Below are 14,898 nucleotides of genomic sequence, written 5' to 3' on the forward strand. Positions count from 1 at the left end.
ATGTTGAGGACGCACTACGCGGCCGCGATCGGCTGCGCGCGCGGGAACGCGCTTGATGAGATCATGCGGGAGGTTTGGAGCCGATACGGCGCGGGCCAGCTCACCGACGACGAGGCCGGCGAGCTTACGACGCTCGCCCATGAGCGCCGGGCCGCCCTGCGGGGATCGGGACAGACCGCGCTAGGGCTGGTCTTTCCGCCCCCTGCCCCGCGCTGCCCGACGCCAGTTCGCCGGCATAGTCATATCCGGGGGCGATCGGAGGGTCGTATATGGCGGCCGACGACACGCAAGGACGTGCAGGCGATCTTGAAGGCGGCCGAAATATACAACGAGGCCGGATTGCACGAGAAGGGCGAGCGCAGCGGGCCGCTAGGATCGGTGGCGCTGGACGTGCTGCGGCTGTTCGTCAATCTCATCGACTTCCGCACCGGCCGGCTAGAGCCATCAATCACCACGATCATGGACCGTTTGGGCCGGTCGCGGGATACGATCGTGCGGGCGCTGAAGAACCTGCGGACGCATGGCTTCATCGACTGGCTGCGGCGCTACGAGCCGACCGGGAACGAGGGGCGCGGCCCACAGGTCCAGCAGGCGAGCAACGCCTATCGCCTGTCCCTGCCGGAAAAGGCCCGTCAGTTTCTCGGCCGGTTCGGCAAGGCCCCGCCCCCGCCTGCCGATCATGGACAGGATCAGCGGGCTTGGAGCGAGGCAATTAGCGCCTACAAGACCACCCTGCCCCTCGAAGAGCGAACGCAGCTCGACGCCGGCGATGGCCCGCTCGGAAAGGCCCTCGTGATGCTGGCAAAGAGTGTGATGAAACGTGAGTCCGATAACCAGACTGAATCCCCATCTAATCTTTATCTAAGAGGGCAAACATAAGCGGACGCCGCTGTTCGGGACGCTCACGCGGCCCTGCGGCGGTTCCGGCCCGCGTATAGGCGGGCCGGGAAACGGCACCCTCACCGCCTAATCCGCACCGTTCGCGCCTGCGGCCAGCGTCCTATGGGCTTTCGAGAGGGAGTGAAGGGCAAGGGCGGCGCTTAATTATTTACGTTAATACGTATTGACGTGTAAACGTATTACCTTGATAGAAGGCGATAGCGGCGGCCGGGAAACCGTGCTAGAATGTACACAATTCAACACACGGAGGCGATTCCATGACCGCCAGCACCACCATGACGATTCGGGTTAGGCCCGATGTGAAAGAAAAGCTCGACCGGATCGCGAACGACACGCAGCGAAGCAAATCCTTCCTCGCCGGCGAGGCCGTCGCCGCCTATGTCGATCGCGAGCTTGAAATCATCGACGGTATCAAGCGCGGCATGGCCGATGCGGCGGCCGGCCGAGTGATCCCTCATGCGCAGGCCGTCGCGGAAATGCGTGAGGTTATCGAGGAAGCGAAGCGCCGGAAAGCCGCGCGCGGATGAGGCCGGTTGTCTGGTCGATTGAGGCGCAGCGGGATAACCTCGAAATCCTGCGCTATATCGCAGAGGACAACCCATTCGCCGCCGAACGGGTCGTGGACGCGATCGAGGACGCCGGGAACAAGCTCGGCGAATTTGCGACCGGCCGGCCGGGGCGGGTGAGCGGGACCTATGAAAAGTCCCTCGCCCGTCATCCCTACATTATCGCCTATGAGCTGCGGGACGTAGCGGGCTGGGAAAGCGTCGTGATCGTGCGCGTCATCCACACGTCGCGGGACTGGCCGGCCGAGGAATGGCCGCACTAGCTTAAAGACGTAGTAACGTTCTTAGCTATATGCTTTAATACGTATTCACGCAAAGAAGGATTGACGCATGAACGTCATTGCGTTTTTGAGCCAGAAGGGCGGGAGCGGAAAAACCACGCTTTCGGTTCATACCGCCGTGGCGGCCGAGGCGACCGGAGAACGGGTTTGCGTCATCGACGCGGACCCACAGGAAAGCGCGACCGCATGGGCGAGCGCGCGGGAAGCCGGAACGCCGATCGTCGCCACGGCGCAGGCCGGGGAGCTGGACGCCGCGCTTAGGGCGGCCGAGGGCGAGGGTATGACCTTGGCAGTAGTGGACGCCCCGCCCCATGCCGCCCCGGCGGCCGGCCAGATAGCCCGAAGGTCGGAGCTGGTCTTGATTCCGGTCCGACCTTCCGCGTTTGACCTCGCTGCGGTCCCGGCCGCCGTCGAGATCGTGACGGCCGCGAAGGTGCGCGGTGCGTTCGTCCTGTCCGCCTGCCCGTTCCGCGCGCCCGAGATCGGGGAGACGCGCGCGGCGCTGGAAGCCTACGGCCTGCCGATCGTCCCCGGCGAGATTACCGACCGGCGCGCGTTCGCCCGCGCCGTCACGACCGGCAGCGCCGTGACGGAGTTCGAGGCCGAGGGCAGGGCAGCCGAGGAAATCCGGGCTTTGTGGGCGTGGATCAAGGACACCTTAGAACGTAAATAGCTAAATACGTAAAGAGCGTATTGAAGGAGCGAAACCTATGGCAAAGAAAGCAACCGGCCTCGCGGCCTTCACCCGCCCGAGGGCCGGCGCGGAAGCCACCAGCCTTGCAGCGATCGAGGACGACCGCCCGGTCGTGGAAATCCCGACGCCGAGGCGAAAGAGGGGAGGGGGCGAGACTGTCGCGCTTACGGTCAAGGTCCGGCGATCGGACTGGCAGCGCCTTCGCCAGCTCGCAGATGCAGAGGGCACGACAATTCAGGCGATGGCCGAGGCCGGGCTTTCGGCCGTTCTGGCACAGCACGGATTGCCGCCGATCGAGCCTTATGCACGTTGATACGTAAATAGCTAAATACGCTAATGCTTGCGCGTGTGGCCCACCCCCCGACCGTCCCTACGGCCCTAGATGATGAGAGCGGGCCGGCCGGGGGGCTATCGTCGCGGCCGTGGTTTTCCCTGAGCTTGCACCAGGTCGGCGGGTGGATCGCGGCGCAAGCCGCGCCGGCTCGGAGGCGAACGCGCTCCCCAATAGCGCCGTAGAGAGCCGGAGGGCCGTTCGTAACAAAGTCCCGGCGCAAAGCGCCGGGTCCGCTTCTTGTTACGTCAGGGAGCGTCATACAGCCCCCGGAACTCGGAATCGGCATAATAGGCGAGCTTGCCGGCGACGATCGGCCGTTGCCCGGCGAGGAACAGCAATTCGACATTCTGCGGCAGGTTGCGGACCTCATCCGGGGTCAGCAGCGGCCGGGCGGTGTGTTGCTCGCCGTAGGTGATGCCGGTCTTTTCGGCATCGAGGGCGCGGCTCATGGTCTGGAACACGACCGTCTCTTGCCCGAGCAGATCGGAGACGAGGCGGGCGCTGTCGTGATCGTTGACGCCGAAAACCTGTAGGACGCCGGCGTTCGACAGGAATGTGCCGGCGCGCTGGCCGTAGGTGGCGCGGAGCTGGTGAACGTCTTGCAGGATCGGCCAGAGCTGGACGCCGTAGCCGGCCATGAGGCCCATGGCGCGCTCGACGGGGGCCAGGTGGCCGAGGGCGGCGAACTCATCGAGCAGGTAGAGGACCGGCACGGCGGGCTTGGCCGGATCGCGCGCCATGTCGGTGAGGCTTTGGGCGACGAGCAGGCGCAGCCAGCGCGAATAGGTCGATAGCCGATCGGGCGGCAGGACGAGGAAGACCGAGACGTTGCGGCGCTTGAGATCGGCAAAGCGGAAATCGGAGCGGCCGAGGACGGCGACCATGCGCGGGCTGTCGAGGAAATGGGTATGGCGCTGCGCGGCCGACAGCACGCCGGCCGCCTCACGATCGGATTTGCCGAGGTGACGGTTTGCGGCGCGGGCGACCAGGCCGGCCGCTTCAGGGGACGCCTGCATGTCCTTCAGGAGCGTGGAGAAGGCTTCCGGGGCGAGTGTGAGATAGTCGCGCAGGGTGGCGAGGTTTCGGCGCTCACGCGGCTCCTGGGCGGCTATATGGAGGATGAGGCCAGCAATCAGCGCCTTGGCTTCCTCGTTCCAATGGGCTTCGCCGGCCATGCCCGGTTCATCGAACACGAGGGCGTCGGCCAGGGTGCTTGCGTCTTCGGCCACATCGAGGCCGGCCAGGTCGAGTTGGTCGAGCGGATTGAAGGCGGCCGAGGGCAGGCCGGTAACGCCGAAAGGATCGAGGACATGGACCGGCCCGAACTTTTCACGGGCGCGGCCTGCGATTTTCGCATTCTCGCCCTTGGGGTCGATGCAGATCACGGAGCGGTCGGCGGTGAGCAGATTGGGGATGATGGTTCCGACGCCCTTGCCGGTGCGCGTCGGTGCCATGGTCAGAAGATGGGCCGGGCCGTCATAGCGCAGCGGCTTTTTCGTTTTGGCGTCCCGGCCGATCAGCAGGCCGGTATCGGCGCGGGTGAAGGGAGCCACTTCCTTGTTGGTGGCGAAGCGGGCCGAGCCGTGGGTTTCGCCTTCCATGTCCCCGAAATGCTCAATCATGGGATTGGTGAGGACGCGGAAGACGAGGATGAGAAAGACGGCAATGACGAACAGGCCGGCAATCGTTCTGGCGATCCACCATTCTTGCGGGATGCCGTTGGCGATGGCGGCGAGAACGAGCGTAATGAACAGAATGAAAGCGCCGACTTGCAGCAGATAGCGCCCGCCCCGGAGCGGCGAGAGAATGACGCTAATCAACGCCCATACCGGATCGCGGGCGGCAGCGCGCAGCATGTTTTTGAACGCGGCCCATGCAAGTGTCGCCTGATTCATGAGCCGGCCTCCCCGGCGCTCCCTGTCGTTTGCGTGTCGGCCGCCTTGCCGAGTAGATCGGCAAAGAGTTCCTTATCGCCGTCGCGTGTCAGGAATCCGGGCAGTTCTCGACGGAGCCAGTCACCGAGCCGCTTGGTGAAATCGGGATCGTTGGAGTTTTCGAGGCGATGCAGGACGAGCGCGCCGAGCAGCACCTTACGGCGTGTATCGTTAGCGCGTTCCTGTTTGGTCAGGCGAGCTTTGAGTGTGGCGCGCTGTGCATCCAGTTCGGCCAGACGTTGTTCGATCGTTTTGCGCGCCATGTCTCAATCTCCTTTTCCGTTCGCTTGCCAAGTCTATCATTCCCGGTCGTGATTTCCAGTTGTTTGGCTGTTTTGCTTGAAAATTCGCCGGTCTTGCAGCACAATCGGAGCATCAGTTCATTGCATCGACGTTGCCGCAAGTGCCACACCGAGCGACGAAAGAGCGAAGCGATTGAGTTGAGAAGGGCGCACTTACGAGTTGCTTCGCAACTCAAGCGCGCTGATCGCAGATCGGGAAAGGCAGGACGGCGTTTGGCGATCTATCATGCCAGCATGAAGACCGTTTCGCGGGCGAAGGGCCGTAGCGCCGTCGCCTCTGCCGCCTATCGTGCCGGCGAGCGCCTGACAAATGAGCGCGACGGCATCACGCATGACTTTTCCCGCAAGCAGGGCGTCGAACACGCGGAAATCGTCTTGCCCGAAGGCGTCAACGCCGATTGGGCGCGCGATCGGTCGGACCTGTGGAACGCTGCCGAGGCGGCCGAGAGTCGAAAAGACGCGCGTGTCGCCCGCGAGTTTGAAATCGCGCTTCCGCATGAGCTGACGGCCGAGCAGCGGCTAGAGCTGACGCGGGAGTTCGCCCAGGACTTGGCGAACCGCTACGGCGGGGCGGTCGATTTCGCCATTCATCAGCCGCATGAGGCGAGCGACGTTCGGAACCATCACGCGCACCTGTTGATGACGACGCGGCAGGTCGGAGAGGAAGGGCTTGGCGACAAGACCTATATCGAGCGTGAGAATAAGTGGTTGCTATCCAACGACTTGCCGACCACGCAAATGCAGCTCCGCGACATTCGCCAATCGTGGGAGAGCCATGCGAACGAGCATTTGGCGATGGCCGGCCTGGATATTCGGATTGACCATCGCTCGCATCAGGAGCGTGGCCTAGAGCTAGAGCCGACCGAGCATATGGGTGTCCATGCCACGCAGATGCAGCGCAAGGGTATGGACGTTGACCGGGCGCGGCTCAGCGAGGAAGCGGCGCAGCGCAACGCGGACCTCATCAGGGAGAAGCCGGAGCAGGTTCTTTCGATCGTCACGAACGAAAAGAGTGTGTTCGATCGGCACGACATTGCACGCACGCTGCATCGCTACATCAATGACGATCCGCAGGCGTTCCAGAATGCCTTTGCGACGGTCATGGCCTCGCCCTCCCTGGTCGAGTTACAGCGCGAGCGGACGAACCCCGAAACAGGCGAGATCGAGCTTGCCCGGTATTCGACCCGCGAAATGGTCGAGATCGAATCCGGCATGGCGAAATCGGCCGAGCGGATGCACGAGGCGGAAACCTACGGTGTCGATCGGCGGCATGTGGGCCGTGCGATCGAGCGCCAGGACGCGGCGATTCAGCGGAGCGCCGGCGATGCTTCCGCCCGGCTTTCGGACGAGCAGCGCCAGGCGATCGAGCATATCACCGGGCCGGAGCAGATCGCGGCAGTTGTCGGCTATGCCGGCGCGGGCAAGAGCACGATGCTGGCGGCCGCACGCGAGGCATGGGAGGCCCAGGGCTACACGGTGCACGGCGCGGCCTTGTCGGGGAAGGCGGCCGAGGGCTTAGAGGAATCTTCGGGCATCCAAAGCCGCACGCTCGCGTCATATGAATATCGCTGGCAGAACGACCGCGGCACACTCGGCCGCGGCGACGTGTTCGTGATCGACGAGGCGGGCATGGTCGGGAGCCGTCAGCTCTCCCGCTTCATCAACGAGGCCGAGGTGCGCGGGGCGAAGATCGTCCTAGTCGGCGATCATGAGCAGCTACAGGCGATCGGGGCCGGCGCACCCTTCCGCGCCATTGCCGAGCAGATCGGCCATGCGGAGCTGTCCGAGATTCGCCGGCAGCGCGTGGACTGGCAGCGGGGCGCATCCGTTGACTTCGCCACGCACCGGACGGCCGAGGGATTGGCCGCCTATCGCGAGCATGGCGACATTCGGCTCAGCGAGACGAAGGACGAGGCACGCGGCGAGATCGTGCGCGATTACCTTGCCGATCGCGGTGAGCGGCCGGAGGGCACGCGCGTTGCGATGGCGCATCGCCGGGCCGATGTGCGGGCCATCAATGATGAGATCAGATCGGCCCTGCAGGAGCGCGGCGAGCTGGCGAAAGGGGAGGACGCCGGCGAGCTGACATTCCCGACCAATGACGGAAAACGATCGTTCGCGCCGGGCGACCGCATCGTGTTTTTGGAGAACGACCGCGACCTTGGCGTCAAGAACGGGATGCTTGGCACGGTCGAAAGTGTCGAGGCCGGCCGGATCGTCGCGCAGCTCGACGGTAAGGGCGGCGACAGCATCAGCGTGCCGATGGGCGACTATCGCGCCGTCGACCATGGCTATGCGACGACGATTCACAAGAACCAGGGCGCGACGGTCGACCGCGCCTATGTGATGGCGTCGGGCACGATGGATCGGCATCTAACCTATGTCGCCATGACCCGGCATCGCGACGGCGCGCAGCTCTATGCCGGCATGGACGAGTTTGCCGACCGGAACGCCGGCCGCCTGGTCGAGCATGGGACCGCGCCCTATCAGAACGACCCGAAGAACCGCGACAGCTATTTCGTGACGCTGGAAAACGATCGCGGCCAGAAACACACGATTTGGGGCGTGGACCTTGAGCGCGCCATGAAAGAGGCCGCGCCGGAGATCGGGGATAAAATCGGCCTTGAGCATCGCGGATCGGAGACGGTCCGCCTTCCGGACGGCAGCACGGCCGAGCGCAATTCGTGGAAGGTGCATGAGGGCGGGGAGCTGGCCTATCGGCAGCTTGAAAACCGGCTCAGCCGGTCGGGCGTGAAGGAAACCACGCTCGATTACACGCGCGACTTTGCCGAGCGGCGCGGGATCGCGGAGCAAATGGGCGTCCGGAGCGAGATCGAGCTACGTCCGGACAGGGAGTCGACGCAGGAGCAAACCCGGGCCGAGCGTCATTCGCAGGATCGGGCGCAGCGGCCAACCGTGGAGGCCGAAAAAATGGGCGAGGATCTCGCGCGGGTTTCCCGCGCCGAGGATCTCGCCCAGGATCAGCAGCGCCAGCGCCGCAATCCGTTCGAGGGCCTGAAACTCGGGCGCGGAGCAGCGGCCGAACGGCCGCAGCAGGACCGCGCCGAGGCGGCCCAGGAGCGGCCAGATAGGGCCGAGAAGCCCCGACGCGGCATGTTCGACGGCTTGAGGCTCAATGCGGCTCCTGTGGTCTCCCAGGAGCGCGGAGAGGCATCGCGGATGCAGCGTCAGCCGGAAAGGGAAGGGAGCTTGCGGCAGGCGCCGGCGCAGGACCGGCAGGCAGACCGCTTGCGGCGGCCGAGCGACATGGAGCGAGCCGTTGACCGCTATGCGCGGGCCTTCGATGCCGCCGACAGGAATGTCCGCGAGGGCTTGCCCGTACTCGAAGCGCAAAAGCAGGAGATGCGCCTTGCGGGGCAGCAGCTCGACCAGGCGCGGCCGGGAACATCGGCGCTCATGGTGTCGGCCTTGCAGCATGACCCTGAGACCCGGCAGGCGATGACCGAGCTTTCCGGCCGCGAGCGCGCCGGCCAGCTCATCGCCGGCATGGATCGGGAGCGCGCCGCACTGGCGGACCCGAACGTCAGGGCCGAGCGGTTCGTCAACCGCTGGCAGGAGCTACAGGGGCAGCGCCAAGAGCTTCGCGGCTGGCAGCACGACGAGGCGCGCGGCAAGGTCGAGGGACAAATGCGCGGCATGGCTCAGAGCCTTGAGCGCGATCCGCAGGTTGAATCGATCCTGCGCAATCGCAAGCAGGACCTTGGAATCCATCAGGGACGGCAGAGCGAAAGCCTCGCCCGCGACATGGAGCAGAGCCTTACACGCAGCCGGAGCCAGAGCCTCGGGATGGAACGATAGGAGACGCCATGACAGACGACAGCGAGGGATTCGAACCAGACGAACAGGTTGACGCTGGCGATCCGGCCCAGGCTTTTGATGCGTTGCGGCTATCGGTGGAGAAGCTGGCCCGCGACGTTGGCGGCGAAATGACCGTCATCCGCAAAGGGGTGGAAGCGGCGTTCGATCAGTTCGAGAAATTCCAGCAGCCGCCCGATTATGGTCCGGAGCTTGGCCGCATCGTCAAACAGGTTGCCGTTGTCGGCCAGGCCCTTGAATCCTTGCAGAAGTTGCCGGCGCTCAGGAATGGACCCGATCACTACGCCCGCGCGCTCGAGAACGCCGGCGATCGAATTTCGGAGAATGCCGGCCGCACGATCGAGGCTCGAGGACAAGTCCTCGAGCGCGTGGCCGGCGATCTTCGCGCGTGCGTCAGGACCGCGCGTGCGCGTCGTCAGCAGGATTGGTGGCTTTGCGGCGCAGGAGCGGCCGGCCTAGTCTTCGGCGTGCTGTTGACGCTGTTCGCGCCGCGCGTGCTGTATGGGTCGCTCGACATGGCCGTTGCCTCGACCGTCCTGAACGCCGATCGCTGGAACGCCGGAATCGCGCTCATGAAGTCGGGAAGCCCCGGAGGCTGGCAAAGCATTCTCGATGCAGACAGCCTTGTCCGCGCCAATCGGGAGGCGCTTACCGCGTGCGCCGAGACGGCCGCAAAGTCGAAGAAAGATCAGCGTTGCACCATCACCGTTGCAGCGCCGGCGCAGCCGTAGAGCCGATTTGTCTTTGTCAGGGGGGCAGCTCAGATATGATGTTGAGGCACCGTTATCGTGCGGGGTCCGCTGGATTTCACGCTGCGAAGGAAGGCATCGACCGCAATTCGCACGATGTTGTCAATTTCGGCGGGCGGCGGCGCTGGTCGTAGACCAAGCATGACCTCAAGCTGAAGATTGCCGCGAACCATGCCGATGAACTGGACGGAGGCAACTTCGCAATCCTCCACATCAATCTCGCCCCTTGCGGCCGCCTCACCAAGAATCTCCGCGAGACCGGCTACAACGCTTCTAGGGCCGCTTTCGTAAAATTGTCTGGCGAAGCCCGGTGAAGCGGCAGGATCGCTTGCGGCCCGGTATATCGAAACAACCAGTGGAGATGTGATCGCCCTGAGAAGGCGGCTCCCGAGATCGACAAGAACAGCGCGAACCTCGCCATTATCATCGTCGCTCCACCAGTCCTCAAATGTGCGGGCCACATCCAGCGGCGGCGTCTCCACCCCGAAGGTCTTTCGATGAGGGATGGTCATTCCATGTCTCCTCTCGGCTATTGTGGGCGGCCTGCCCCGTAGATTCCATGCAAGAAGATGCCTATCGCAGAAACCACGGCGGCCTCGGCCTCCGTAGGCGACGGCGGTGAGCGCAGGCCAAGAACGACCTTCAGGTGAAGGTTGTCACGGAACATGCCGACGAAGTGGTCGGCCGCCGCGTGGCAGTCGCCAATGTGAATTTCGCCGCGAGCCTTGGCGTCCTCCAACACCTCAGCGAGCCGGTCCGAGGCACGCCCTGGCCCCTTGTCGTAAAAATCCTTCGCCAATTCGGGGAAGCGCAGGGCTTCGGGCATGATCGAGCGATAGACGCCGATCAGCGCCGGCGACATGTAGATTTCCATTAATCGCCGGCCGAATTCGAGCAGGATTCCGGCAAGGTCGCGGCCTTTGAATTTTTCGACCGAGAGCGCCGCCAGGGCTGTATCCGCGCTTTCGGACACCAGGGCGGTGAACAGGCCCTCCTTGTTTCCGAACTCGTTGTAGATGTTGCGCTTCGAGCCGCCGATGCGCTCGATAATCGCGTCAATGCTCGTTGCAGCATAGCCCTGCTCGAAGAAAACTTCGGCGGCGGCGTCGAGAATGGCAGCGCGGCGGTCATCCTGGGACGATCGCCTTGCGCGTGCAGTTGGAGCCATTTCCTGGGTTCCTGTTCAGATTTCGCTTGACTGGTAAGGTACGTTACCTTACCTAATAAGTCAAATGGTACTAATCATTACCAATCGTGCGAACGGAAATCATGGAACTCGTGAAGCAAGCACCCTCAGCAGACGATGGCCGGGATCAGATGGACGAGGGCCACCCGGAACACGCCGGCCCCGCTCCCAAGGCCGAAACCACAAGCAGGGATGATTCTGCATCGGACGCGCCTGCTTCCGGGCAAGACACGACCGATCGACCCGCGCCGAAGAAGGGGCAGCGCAAGCGGCTGTTTCTCATCTTCGGCGGCCTGCTGGCGCTGGCCGGGGCGTCATGGTGGGGATGGGCGACGTTCATCGCGGCCGACGCCGTATCGACGGAGAACGCCTATACGAATGTCGAAGTCGCCCAGGTGACGCCGCTTGTCAGCGCCCCCGTCAAGCGCGTTCTGGTCGTCAACAGCCAGCATGTCGAGGCCGGCGACGTTCTGGTCGAGTTGGACGACACGGATTTGCGACTGGCTGTCGAGCAGGCCGAGGCGGCGCTCGGGCAGGCCCGCCGCAAGGTTCGTCAGATCATGGCGAACGACGACAATCTTGCGAGCCAGGAGGAAGCGCGTAAGGCGGACGTGGCGACGGCGCGCGCCGATCTGGTCCGCGCGCAAGCTGATCTCGACAAGGCGCTTCTTGATCAGGGGCGAGCCCAACAACTCATTGTGAATCACGTCATCTCCACTCAGAAGCTCGATGACGTTAATACGATCGTGCAGCAGGCGCGGGCGGCGGTTTCGCAAGCCGAGGCCCGGATTACTTCCGCACAAGCGAGCAGCGATGCCGCTGCCGGCGCGCGCCATGCCAATCAAGTGCTGTTCGATGACACCACGGTCGATACGAATCCCGAGGTTGTGGCCGCGCAGGTAAAGTTGAATCAGGCCAAGGTAGACCTTGCCCGAGCCGTCATCCGGGCACCAGTCGCCGGCATTGTCGATCAGCGCCGCGTGGCCGTTGGTCAGCGCGTCCAGGCCGGCACGGCGATCATGGTCGTCGTGCCGCTGCAAAAGATGTACGTCGATGCCAATTTCAAGGAAGTGCAGCTTGCCCGCGTCAAGCCCGGCCAGCCTGTCGAGCTGACTTCCGACCTCTATGGCTCCGATGTCGTCTATCACGGCCGCGTCGCGGGGTTCTCCGGGGGTACAGGCTCCGCCTTCGCGGCGATCCCCGCTCAGAACGCGACCGGCAACTGGATCAAAGTCGTCCAGCGCCTTCCCGTTCGCATCACGCTCGATCCGAAGGAGATCGCACAGCACCCCTTGCGCGTCGGGCTTTCCATGCACACGACGATCGACCTTTCGGGAGCCGACTGAAAATGTCCGGTGATCCGAAGCATGGAGCTGGTGGCTATCCGCCGCTGACGGGTGGCACCCTGGCGCTGGCGGCGGCGGCCCTGTCGTTCGGCAATTTCATGGTCGTGCTTGACACCACGATCGCCAATGTCGCCATGCCGACAATATCGGGCGATCTCGGTGTTTCCACCACGGAAGGCACATGGATCATCACCGCCTATGCCGTCGCCGAGGCGATCACCGTGCCGCTGACCGGCTGGCTTGCGCGGCGGTTCGGGGAAGTCCGCCTATTCACGGCCTGCGTTATCGCCTTCGTGATTTGCTCGATCCTTTGCGGCCTGTCCGGCAGTCTCGGGCTGCTCGTGCTGTTCCGGATCATGCAGGGCTTCGCGGGCGGGCCGCTCATTCCGCTTTCGTCCACCTTGCTCATGTCGATCTTCCCGAAGGAAAAGGCCAATATCGGCCTGGCGATTTGGGGAATGACGACTGTGGTTGCCCCGATCTTCGGGCCGATCCTGGGCGGCTATATCTCCGATAACTACCATTGGGGCTGGATTTTCTACATCAACATTCTGTTCGGCGCACTGGTGGGCGGCATCGTGTGGCTGATCATGCGCAATCGCGAAACGCCGATCGAGCATCAGCGCATCGATGTGGTCGGGCTGCTTCTGCTTGTCGTCTTCGTCAGCGCCTTCCAGACGATGATTGACAAGGGCCGCGAACTCGACTGGTTTTCCTCATCCTTCATCGTCGCCATGGCGATCATCGCGTTTATCGCCCTGGTCTCTCTGGTCATATGGGAACTGACGGACGAAGAACCCGTCCTTGACCTCTCAGTGTTCCGCTCCCGCAATTGGGTGGTGTCAACCGTCTCGCTCGGCCTGATGTTCGGGCTTTTCTTCGGCAACATCATGCTGACGCCGCTCTGGCTTCAGCAGATGATGGGCTACACCGCGACCTGGGCAGGATTCGCGACCGCACCTATGGGGATCCTCGCCGTCGTGACAGCGCCGATCGTCGGCAAGCTGATGGCCAAGCTAGACCCTCGCCTTATCGTCACCTACGGCATGGTCGTGCTGGCGATCTCCTTTTTCATGCGCGCCCATCTGAACGCCCAGGCCGACTATATGTCGGTGGCGCTCGCCATGTTCGTGTTGGGCGCTGGCGTCCCTGCCTGCCTTGTCACGCTGACCTCGCTTGCCGTGTCCGATCTGCCTCCGGAAAAGGTCGCCAACGGATCAGGCTTGCAGAATTTCATTCGCGTCATGGCGATGGCGGTCGGCGCGTCTTTGACCTCGACCTATTGGGAGAACGCGACGAAGGAGGCTCGCGCCAACCTTGTTTCGATCATCGACCCGACCATGACGTTGACGCCCCCGAACGGGCTTTCCGCCGAATCCGGCCTGGCCCTGTTCTCCAAGATGGTCGATGCACAGGCCGTCATGCTCGCGACCAACGATTTCTATGCGATGGCGACGATCCTCATTCTTGTATTCGCTGCGGCGGTCTGGCTTGCAAAACGGCCGAAGGGACCCTTGCAACAGGTGAGCCACTAAGCCCGTATTGTCGCGGAAATCCTAAAACCAGCGACAGATCGGCCGCCCCCGGAAAATCAGGGGTTTTCGTGTCGCATGTCTTTGTCGCAAGTGCTACGCCACTTGCGACATGATTTGCGACAGGGGGAGCCGTGAACCGCCAACCAGATTCCGACGCCGGCCGGGTGTTTATCGGCTATGCCCGCGTCTCGACACGCGGGCAGGACTTGGAGCAGCAGCGGGCCGCCCTTGGCGCGGCCGGCTGCGTCCGCATCTTCGAGGAAAAGGCTTCCGGGGCGAAGCGCGACCGGCCCGAGCTGGTGCGGATGCTCGACCACTTGCGCGCCGGCGACGTGGTGACGATCACCCGGCTAGACCGCCTCGCGCGATCGACGGCCGACCTTCTGGCGATCGCGGAGCGGATCAAAGAGGCCGGCGCGGGCCTGCGCTCGCTGGCCGAGCCGTGGGCCGACACCACGACGCCGGCCGGGCGCATGGTGTTGACCGTGTTCGCCGGCATCGCGGATTTCGAGCGCAGCTTGATCGTGGACCGCACGAGCGCCGGCCGGATCGCGGCGAAGGCCCGAGGTGTGCGGTTTGGTCCTTCCCCTGCCCTGTCGGCCGAGCAGATCGCCCACGCCCGCCAGCTCATCCATGAGGACAAGAAGCCGGTGGCGGAAGTCGCCCGGCTTTTGGGGGTGCATCGCGCCACGCTCTACCGGGCTATAGAACGCAATAACGTGAATACGCATTGACGTTACTACGTTTAGCTGGCGACCCTAGAAGTAGTGCCTTTCCCGATTCCTTCCGCAAGGGATTGCAGAATCGGGCGGCTTGCTCTTAGTTGTAAACATGAAGGAACGCGCGGAAGAGATTCGCAGGGGCGTTGCCGCCCACAGGGCGCGGCAGATCGCGGCCGGCCGCGTGGCGTTGAATACCTATGTTCCGGGCGAGCTTGTCGAGGCAATCGACAGGATCAAGGAGCAACGGGGCGCGTCAGCTCGCGCGCCGATCATCGAAGAAGCGTTGAGGTTCTATATCGAAGCGAAGCAAGGGACATAACGGCAAAACGCCCGACCGCGCCAACGGTCGAGCGTTTTTGTAGGCCGTCAGACACACCGTAGAGCCGGGGCCGATAAGTCTCCCCCTATCTACGCTAGAGCACTCCAATTCGCAAGATTGATTCTTGCGGAAACGGGAGCGCCGTGCCTGCCGTCCGCGCCGTCATGTCCTTCAAATGGAAGGACGAGGGCAT

15 protein-coding genes are annotated in these 14,898 nt (G+C 63.7%); 11 read left to right on the top strand and 4 right to left on the bottom strand.

Annotated features, from left to right (window positions below; all coding sequences use genetic code 11):
* The 5 genes from AC4PTB_RS19605 (at position 1) to AC4PTB_RS19625 (ending at position 2,754) form a co-directional block, all read left to right on the top strand.
* On the top strand, positions 1-879 hold the full coding sequence (locus AC4PTB_RS19605) for a helix-turn-helix domain-containing protein (RefSeq protein WP_136907595.1): 879 nt from the start codon (positions 1-3) through the stop codon (positions 877-879).
* Between the two features lie 278 nt (positions 880-1,157).
* A complete protein-coding gene (locus tag AC4PTB_RS19610; RefSeq protein ID WP_006473479.1) occupies positions 1,158-1,427 on the top strand; it encodes a CopG family ribbon-helix-helix protein in 270 nt (89 codons plus the stop codon).
* Complete coding sequence (locus tag AC4PTB_RS19615; RefSeq protein ID WP_136907593.1) at positions 1,424-1,729, top strand: type II toxin-antitoxin system RelE/ParE family toxin; 306 nt, start codon at positions 1,424-1,426, stop codon at positions 1,727-1,729. Before AC4PTB_RS19610 ends, AC4PTB_RS19615 begins: the two co-directional genes overlap by 4 nt.
* Before the next feature lie 67 nt (positions 1,730-1,796).
* A complete protein-coding gene (gene parA, locus AC4PTB_RS19620; protein WP_032492504.1) occupies positions 1,797-2,420 on the top strand; it encodes a ParA family partition ATPase in 624 nt (207 codons plus the stop codon).
* A gap of 37 nt (positions 2,421-2,457) precedes the next feature.
* Entirely contained in the window at positions 2,458-2,754 is a 297-nt protein-coding gene (locus AC4PTB_RS19625) for a hypothetical protein (protein ID WP_136907591.1), read from the top strand.
* Between the two features lie 266 nt (positions 2,755-3,020).
* On the opposite strand, the gene AC4PTB_RS19630 is transcribed toward AC4PTB_RS19625, so the two are convergent.
* Both AC4PTB_RS19630 and AC4PTB_RS19635 read right to left on the bottom strand, forming a co-directional pair.
* Positions 3,021-4,670, bottom strand: coding sequence for a type IV secretory system conjugative DNA transfer family protein (locus AC4PTB_RS19630; protein ID WP_136907589.1), 1,650 nt, complete (start codon positions 4,668-4,670; stop codon positions 3,021-3,023).
* Positions 4,667-4,972: a mobilization protein gene (locus tag AC4PTB_RS19635; protein ID WP_136907587.1), complete on the bottom strand. Its 306-nt coding sequence runs from the start codon at positions 4,970-4,972 to the stop codon at positions 4,667-4,669. Before AC4PTB_RS19635 ends, AC4PTB_RS19630 begins: the two co-directional genes overlap by 4 nt.
* A gap of 252 nt (positions 4,973-5,224) precedes the next feature.
* On the opposite strand from AC4PTB_RS19635, the gene traA reads away from it, so the two are divergent.
* A complete protein-coding gene (gene traA / locus AC4PTB_RS19640) occupies positions 5,225-8,830 on the top strand; it encodes a Ti-type conjugative transfer relaxase TraA (RefSeq protein WP_136907585.1) in 3,606 nt (1,201 codons plus the stop codon).
* A gap of 8 nt (positions 8,831-8,838) precedes the next feature.
* Positions 8,839-9,579, top strand: coding sequence for a DUF6118 family protein (locus tag AC4PTB_RS19645; protein WP_136907583.1), 741 nt, complete (start codon positions 8,839-8,841; stop codon positions 9,577-9,579).
* Positions 9,580-9,608: 29 nt separating this feature from the next.
* On the opposite strand, the gene AC4PTB_RS19650 is transcribed toward AC4PTB_RS19645, so the two are convergent.
* Together AC4PTB_RS19650 and AC4PTB_RS19655 are read right to left on the bottom strand one after the other, a co-directional pair.
* Positions 9,609-10,109, bottom strand: coding sequence for a TetR/AcrR family transcriptional regulator C-terminal domain-containing protein (locus AC4PTB_RS19650; protein WP_136907581.1), 501 nt, complete (start codon positions 10,107-10,109; stop codon positions 9,609-9,611).
* Between the two features lie 17 nt (positions 10,110-10,126).
* On the bottom strand, positions 10,127-10,765 hold the full coding sequence (locus tag AC4PTB_RS19655; protein WP_136907579.1) for a TetR/AcrR family transcriptional regulator: 639 nt from the start codon (positions 10,763-10,765) through the stop codon (positions 10,127-10,129).
* Positions 10,766-10,866: 101 nt separating this feature from the next.
* Between AC4PTB_RS19655 and AC4PTB_RS19660 the strand changes: the two genes are divergently transcribed.
* The 4 genes from AC4PTB_RS19660 to AC4PTB_RS19675 all read left to right on the top strand — a co-directional run bounded on the left by AC4PTB_RS19660 (position 10,867) and on the right by AC4PTB_RS19675 (position 14,705).
* The gene (locus AC4PTB_RS19660; RefSeq protein WP_212635393.1) at positions 10,867-12,129 is read left to right on the top strand and encodes an HlyD family secretion protein; all 1,263 of its coding nucleotides are present in this window, start codon (positions 10,867-10,869) and stop codon (positions 12,127-12,129) included.
* A gap of 2 nt (positions 12,130-12,131) precedes the next feature.
* Positions 12,132-13,664, top strand: coding sequence for a DHA2 family efflux MFS transporter permease subunit (locus AC4PTB_RS19665; protein WP_492192932.1), 1,533 nt, complete (start codon positions 12,132-12,134; stop codon positions 13,662-13,664).
* A gap of 164 nt (positions 13,665-13,828) precedes the next feature.
* A complete protein-coding gene (locus tag AC4PTB_RS19670; RefSeq protein WP_094538638.1) occupies positions 13,829-14,398 on the top strand; it encodes a recombinase family protein in 570 nt (189 codons plus the stop codon).
* A gap of 97 nt (positions 14,399-14,495) precedes the next feature.
* Positions 14,496-14,705, top strand: coding sequence for a ribbon-helix-helix protein, CopG family (locus tag AC4PTB_RS19675; RefSeq protein WP_017502925.1), 210 nt, complete (start codon positions 14,496-14,498; stop codon positions 14,703-14,705).
* The last annotated feature ends 193 nt before the right edge of the window (positions 14,706-14,898 follow it).

The organism is Rhodobacter sp. 4.3.4, assembly GCF_058724655.1.

Bases quoted from the DNA above. Each gene is read 5' to 3' on its own strand.
- AC4PTB_RS19605 (WP_136907595.1), top strand. From the start codon at position 1: ATGTTGAGGACGCACTACGCGGCCGCGATCGGCTGCGCGCGCGGGAAC.
- AC4PTB_RS19675 (WP_017502925.1), top strand. From the start codon at position 14,496: ATGAAGGAACGCGCGGAAGAGATTCGCAGGGGCGTTGCCGCCCACAGG.
- AC4PTB_RS19630 (WP_136907589.1), bottom strand. From the start codon at position 4,670: ATGAATCAGGCGACACTTGCATGGGCCGCGTTCAAAAACATGCTGCGC.
- AC4PTB_RS19610 (WP_006473479.1), top strand. From the start codon at position 1,158: ATGACCGCCAGCACCACCATGACGATTCGGGTTAGGCCCGATGTGAAA.
- AC4PTB_RS19625 (WP_136907591.1), top strand. From the start codon at position 2,458: ATGGCAAAGAAAGCAACCGGCCTCGCGGCCTTCACCCGCCCGAGGGCC.
- AC4PTB_RS19650 (WP_136907581.1), bottom strand. From the start codon at position 10,109: ATGACCATCCCTCATCGAAAGACCTTCGGGGTGGAGACGCCGCCGCTG.
- parA (WP_032492504.1), top strand. From the start codon at position 1,797: ATGAACGTCATTGCGTTTTTGAGCCAGAAGGGCGGGAGCGGAAAAACC.
- AC4PTB_RS19645 (WP_136907583.1), top strand. From the start codon at position 8,839: ATGACAGACGACAGCGAGGGATTCGAACCAGACGAACAGGTTGACGCT.
- AC4PTB_RS19635 (WP_136907587.1), bottom strand. From the start codon at position 4,972: ATGGCGCGCAAAACGATCGAACAACGTCTGGCCGAACTGGATGCACAG.
- AC4PTB_RS19615 (WP_136907593.1), top strand. From the start codon at position 1,424: ATGAGGCCGGTTGTCTGGTCGATTGAGGCGCAGCGGGATAACCTCGAA.
- AC4PTB_RS19660 (WP_212635393.1), top strand. From the start codon at position 10,867: ATGGAACTCGTGAAGCAAGCACCCTCAGCAGACGATGGCCGGGATCAG.
- AC4PTB_RS19665 (WP_492192932.1), top strand. From the start codon at position 12,132: ATGTCCGGTGATCCGAAGCATGGAGCTGGTGGCTATCCGCCGCTGACG.
- AC4PTB_RS19655 (WP_136907579.1), bottom strand. From the start codon at position 10,765: ATGGCTCCAACTGCACGCGCAAGGCGATCGTCCCAGGATGACCGCCGC.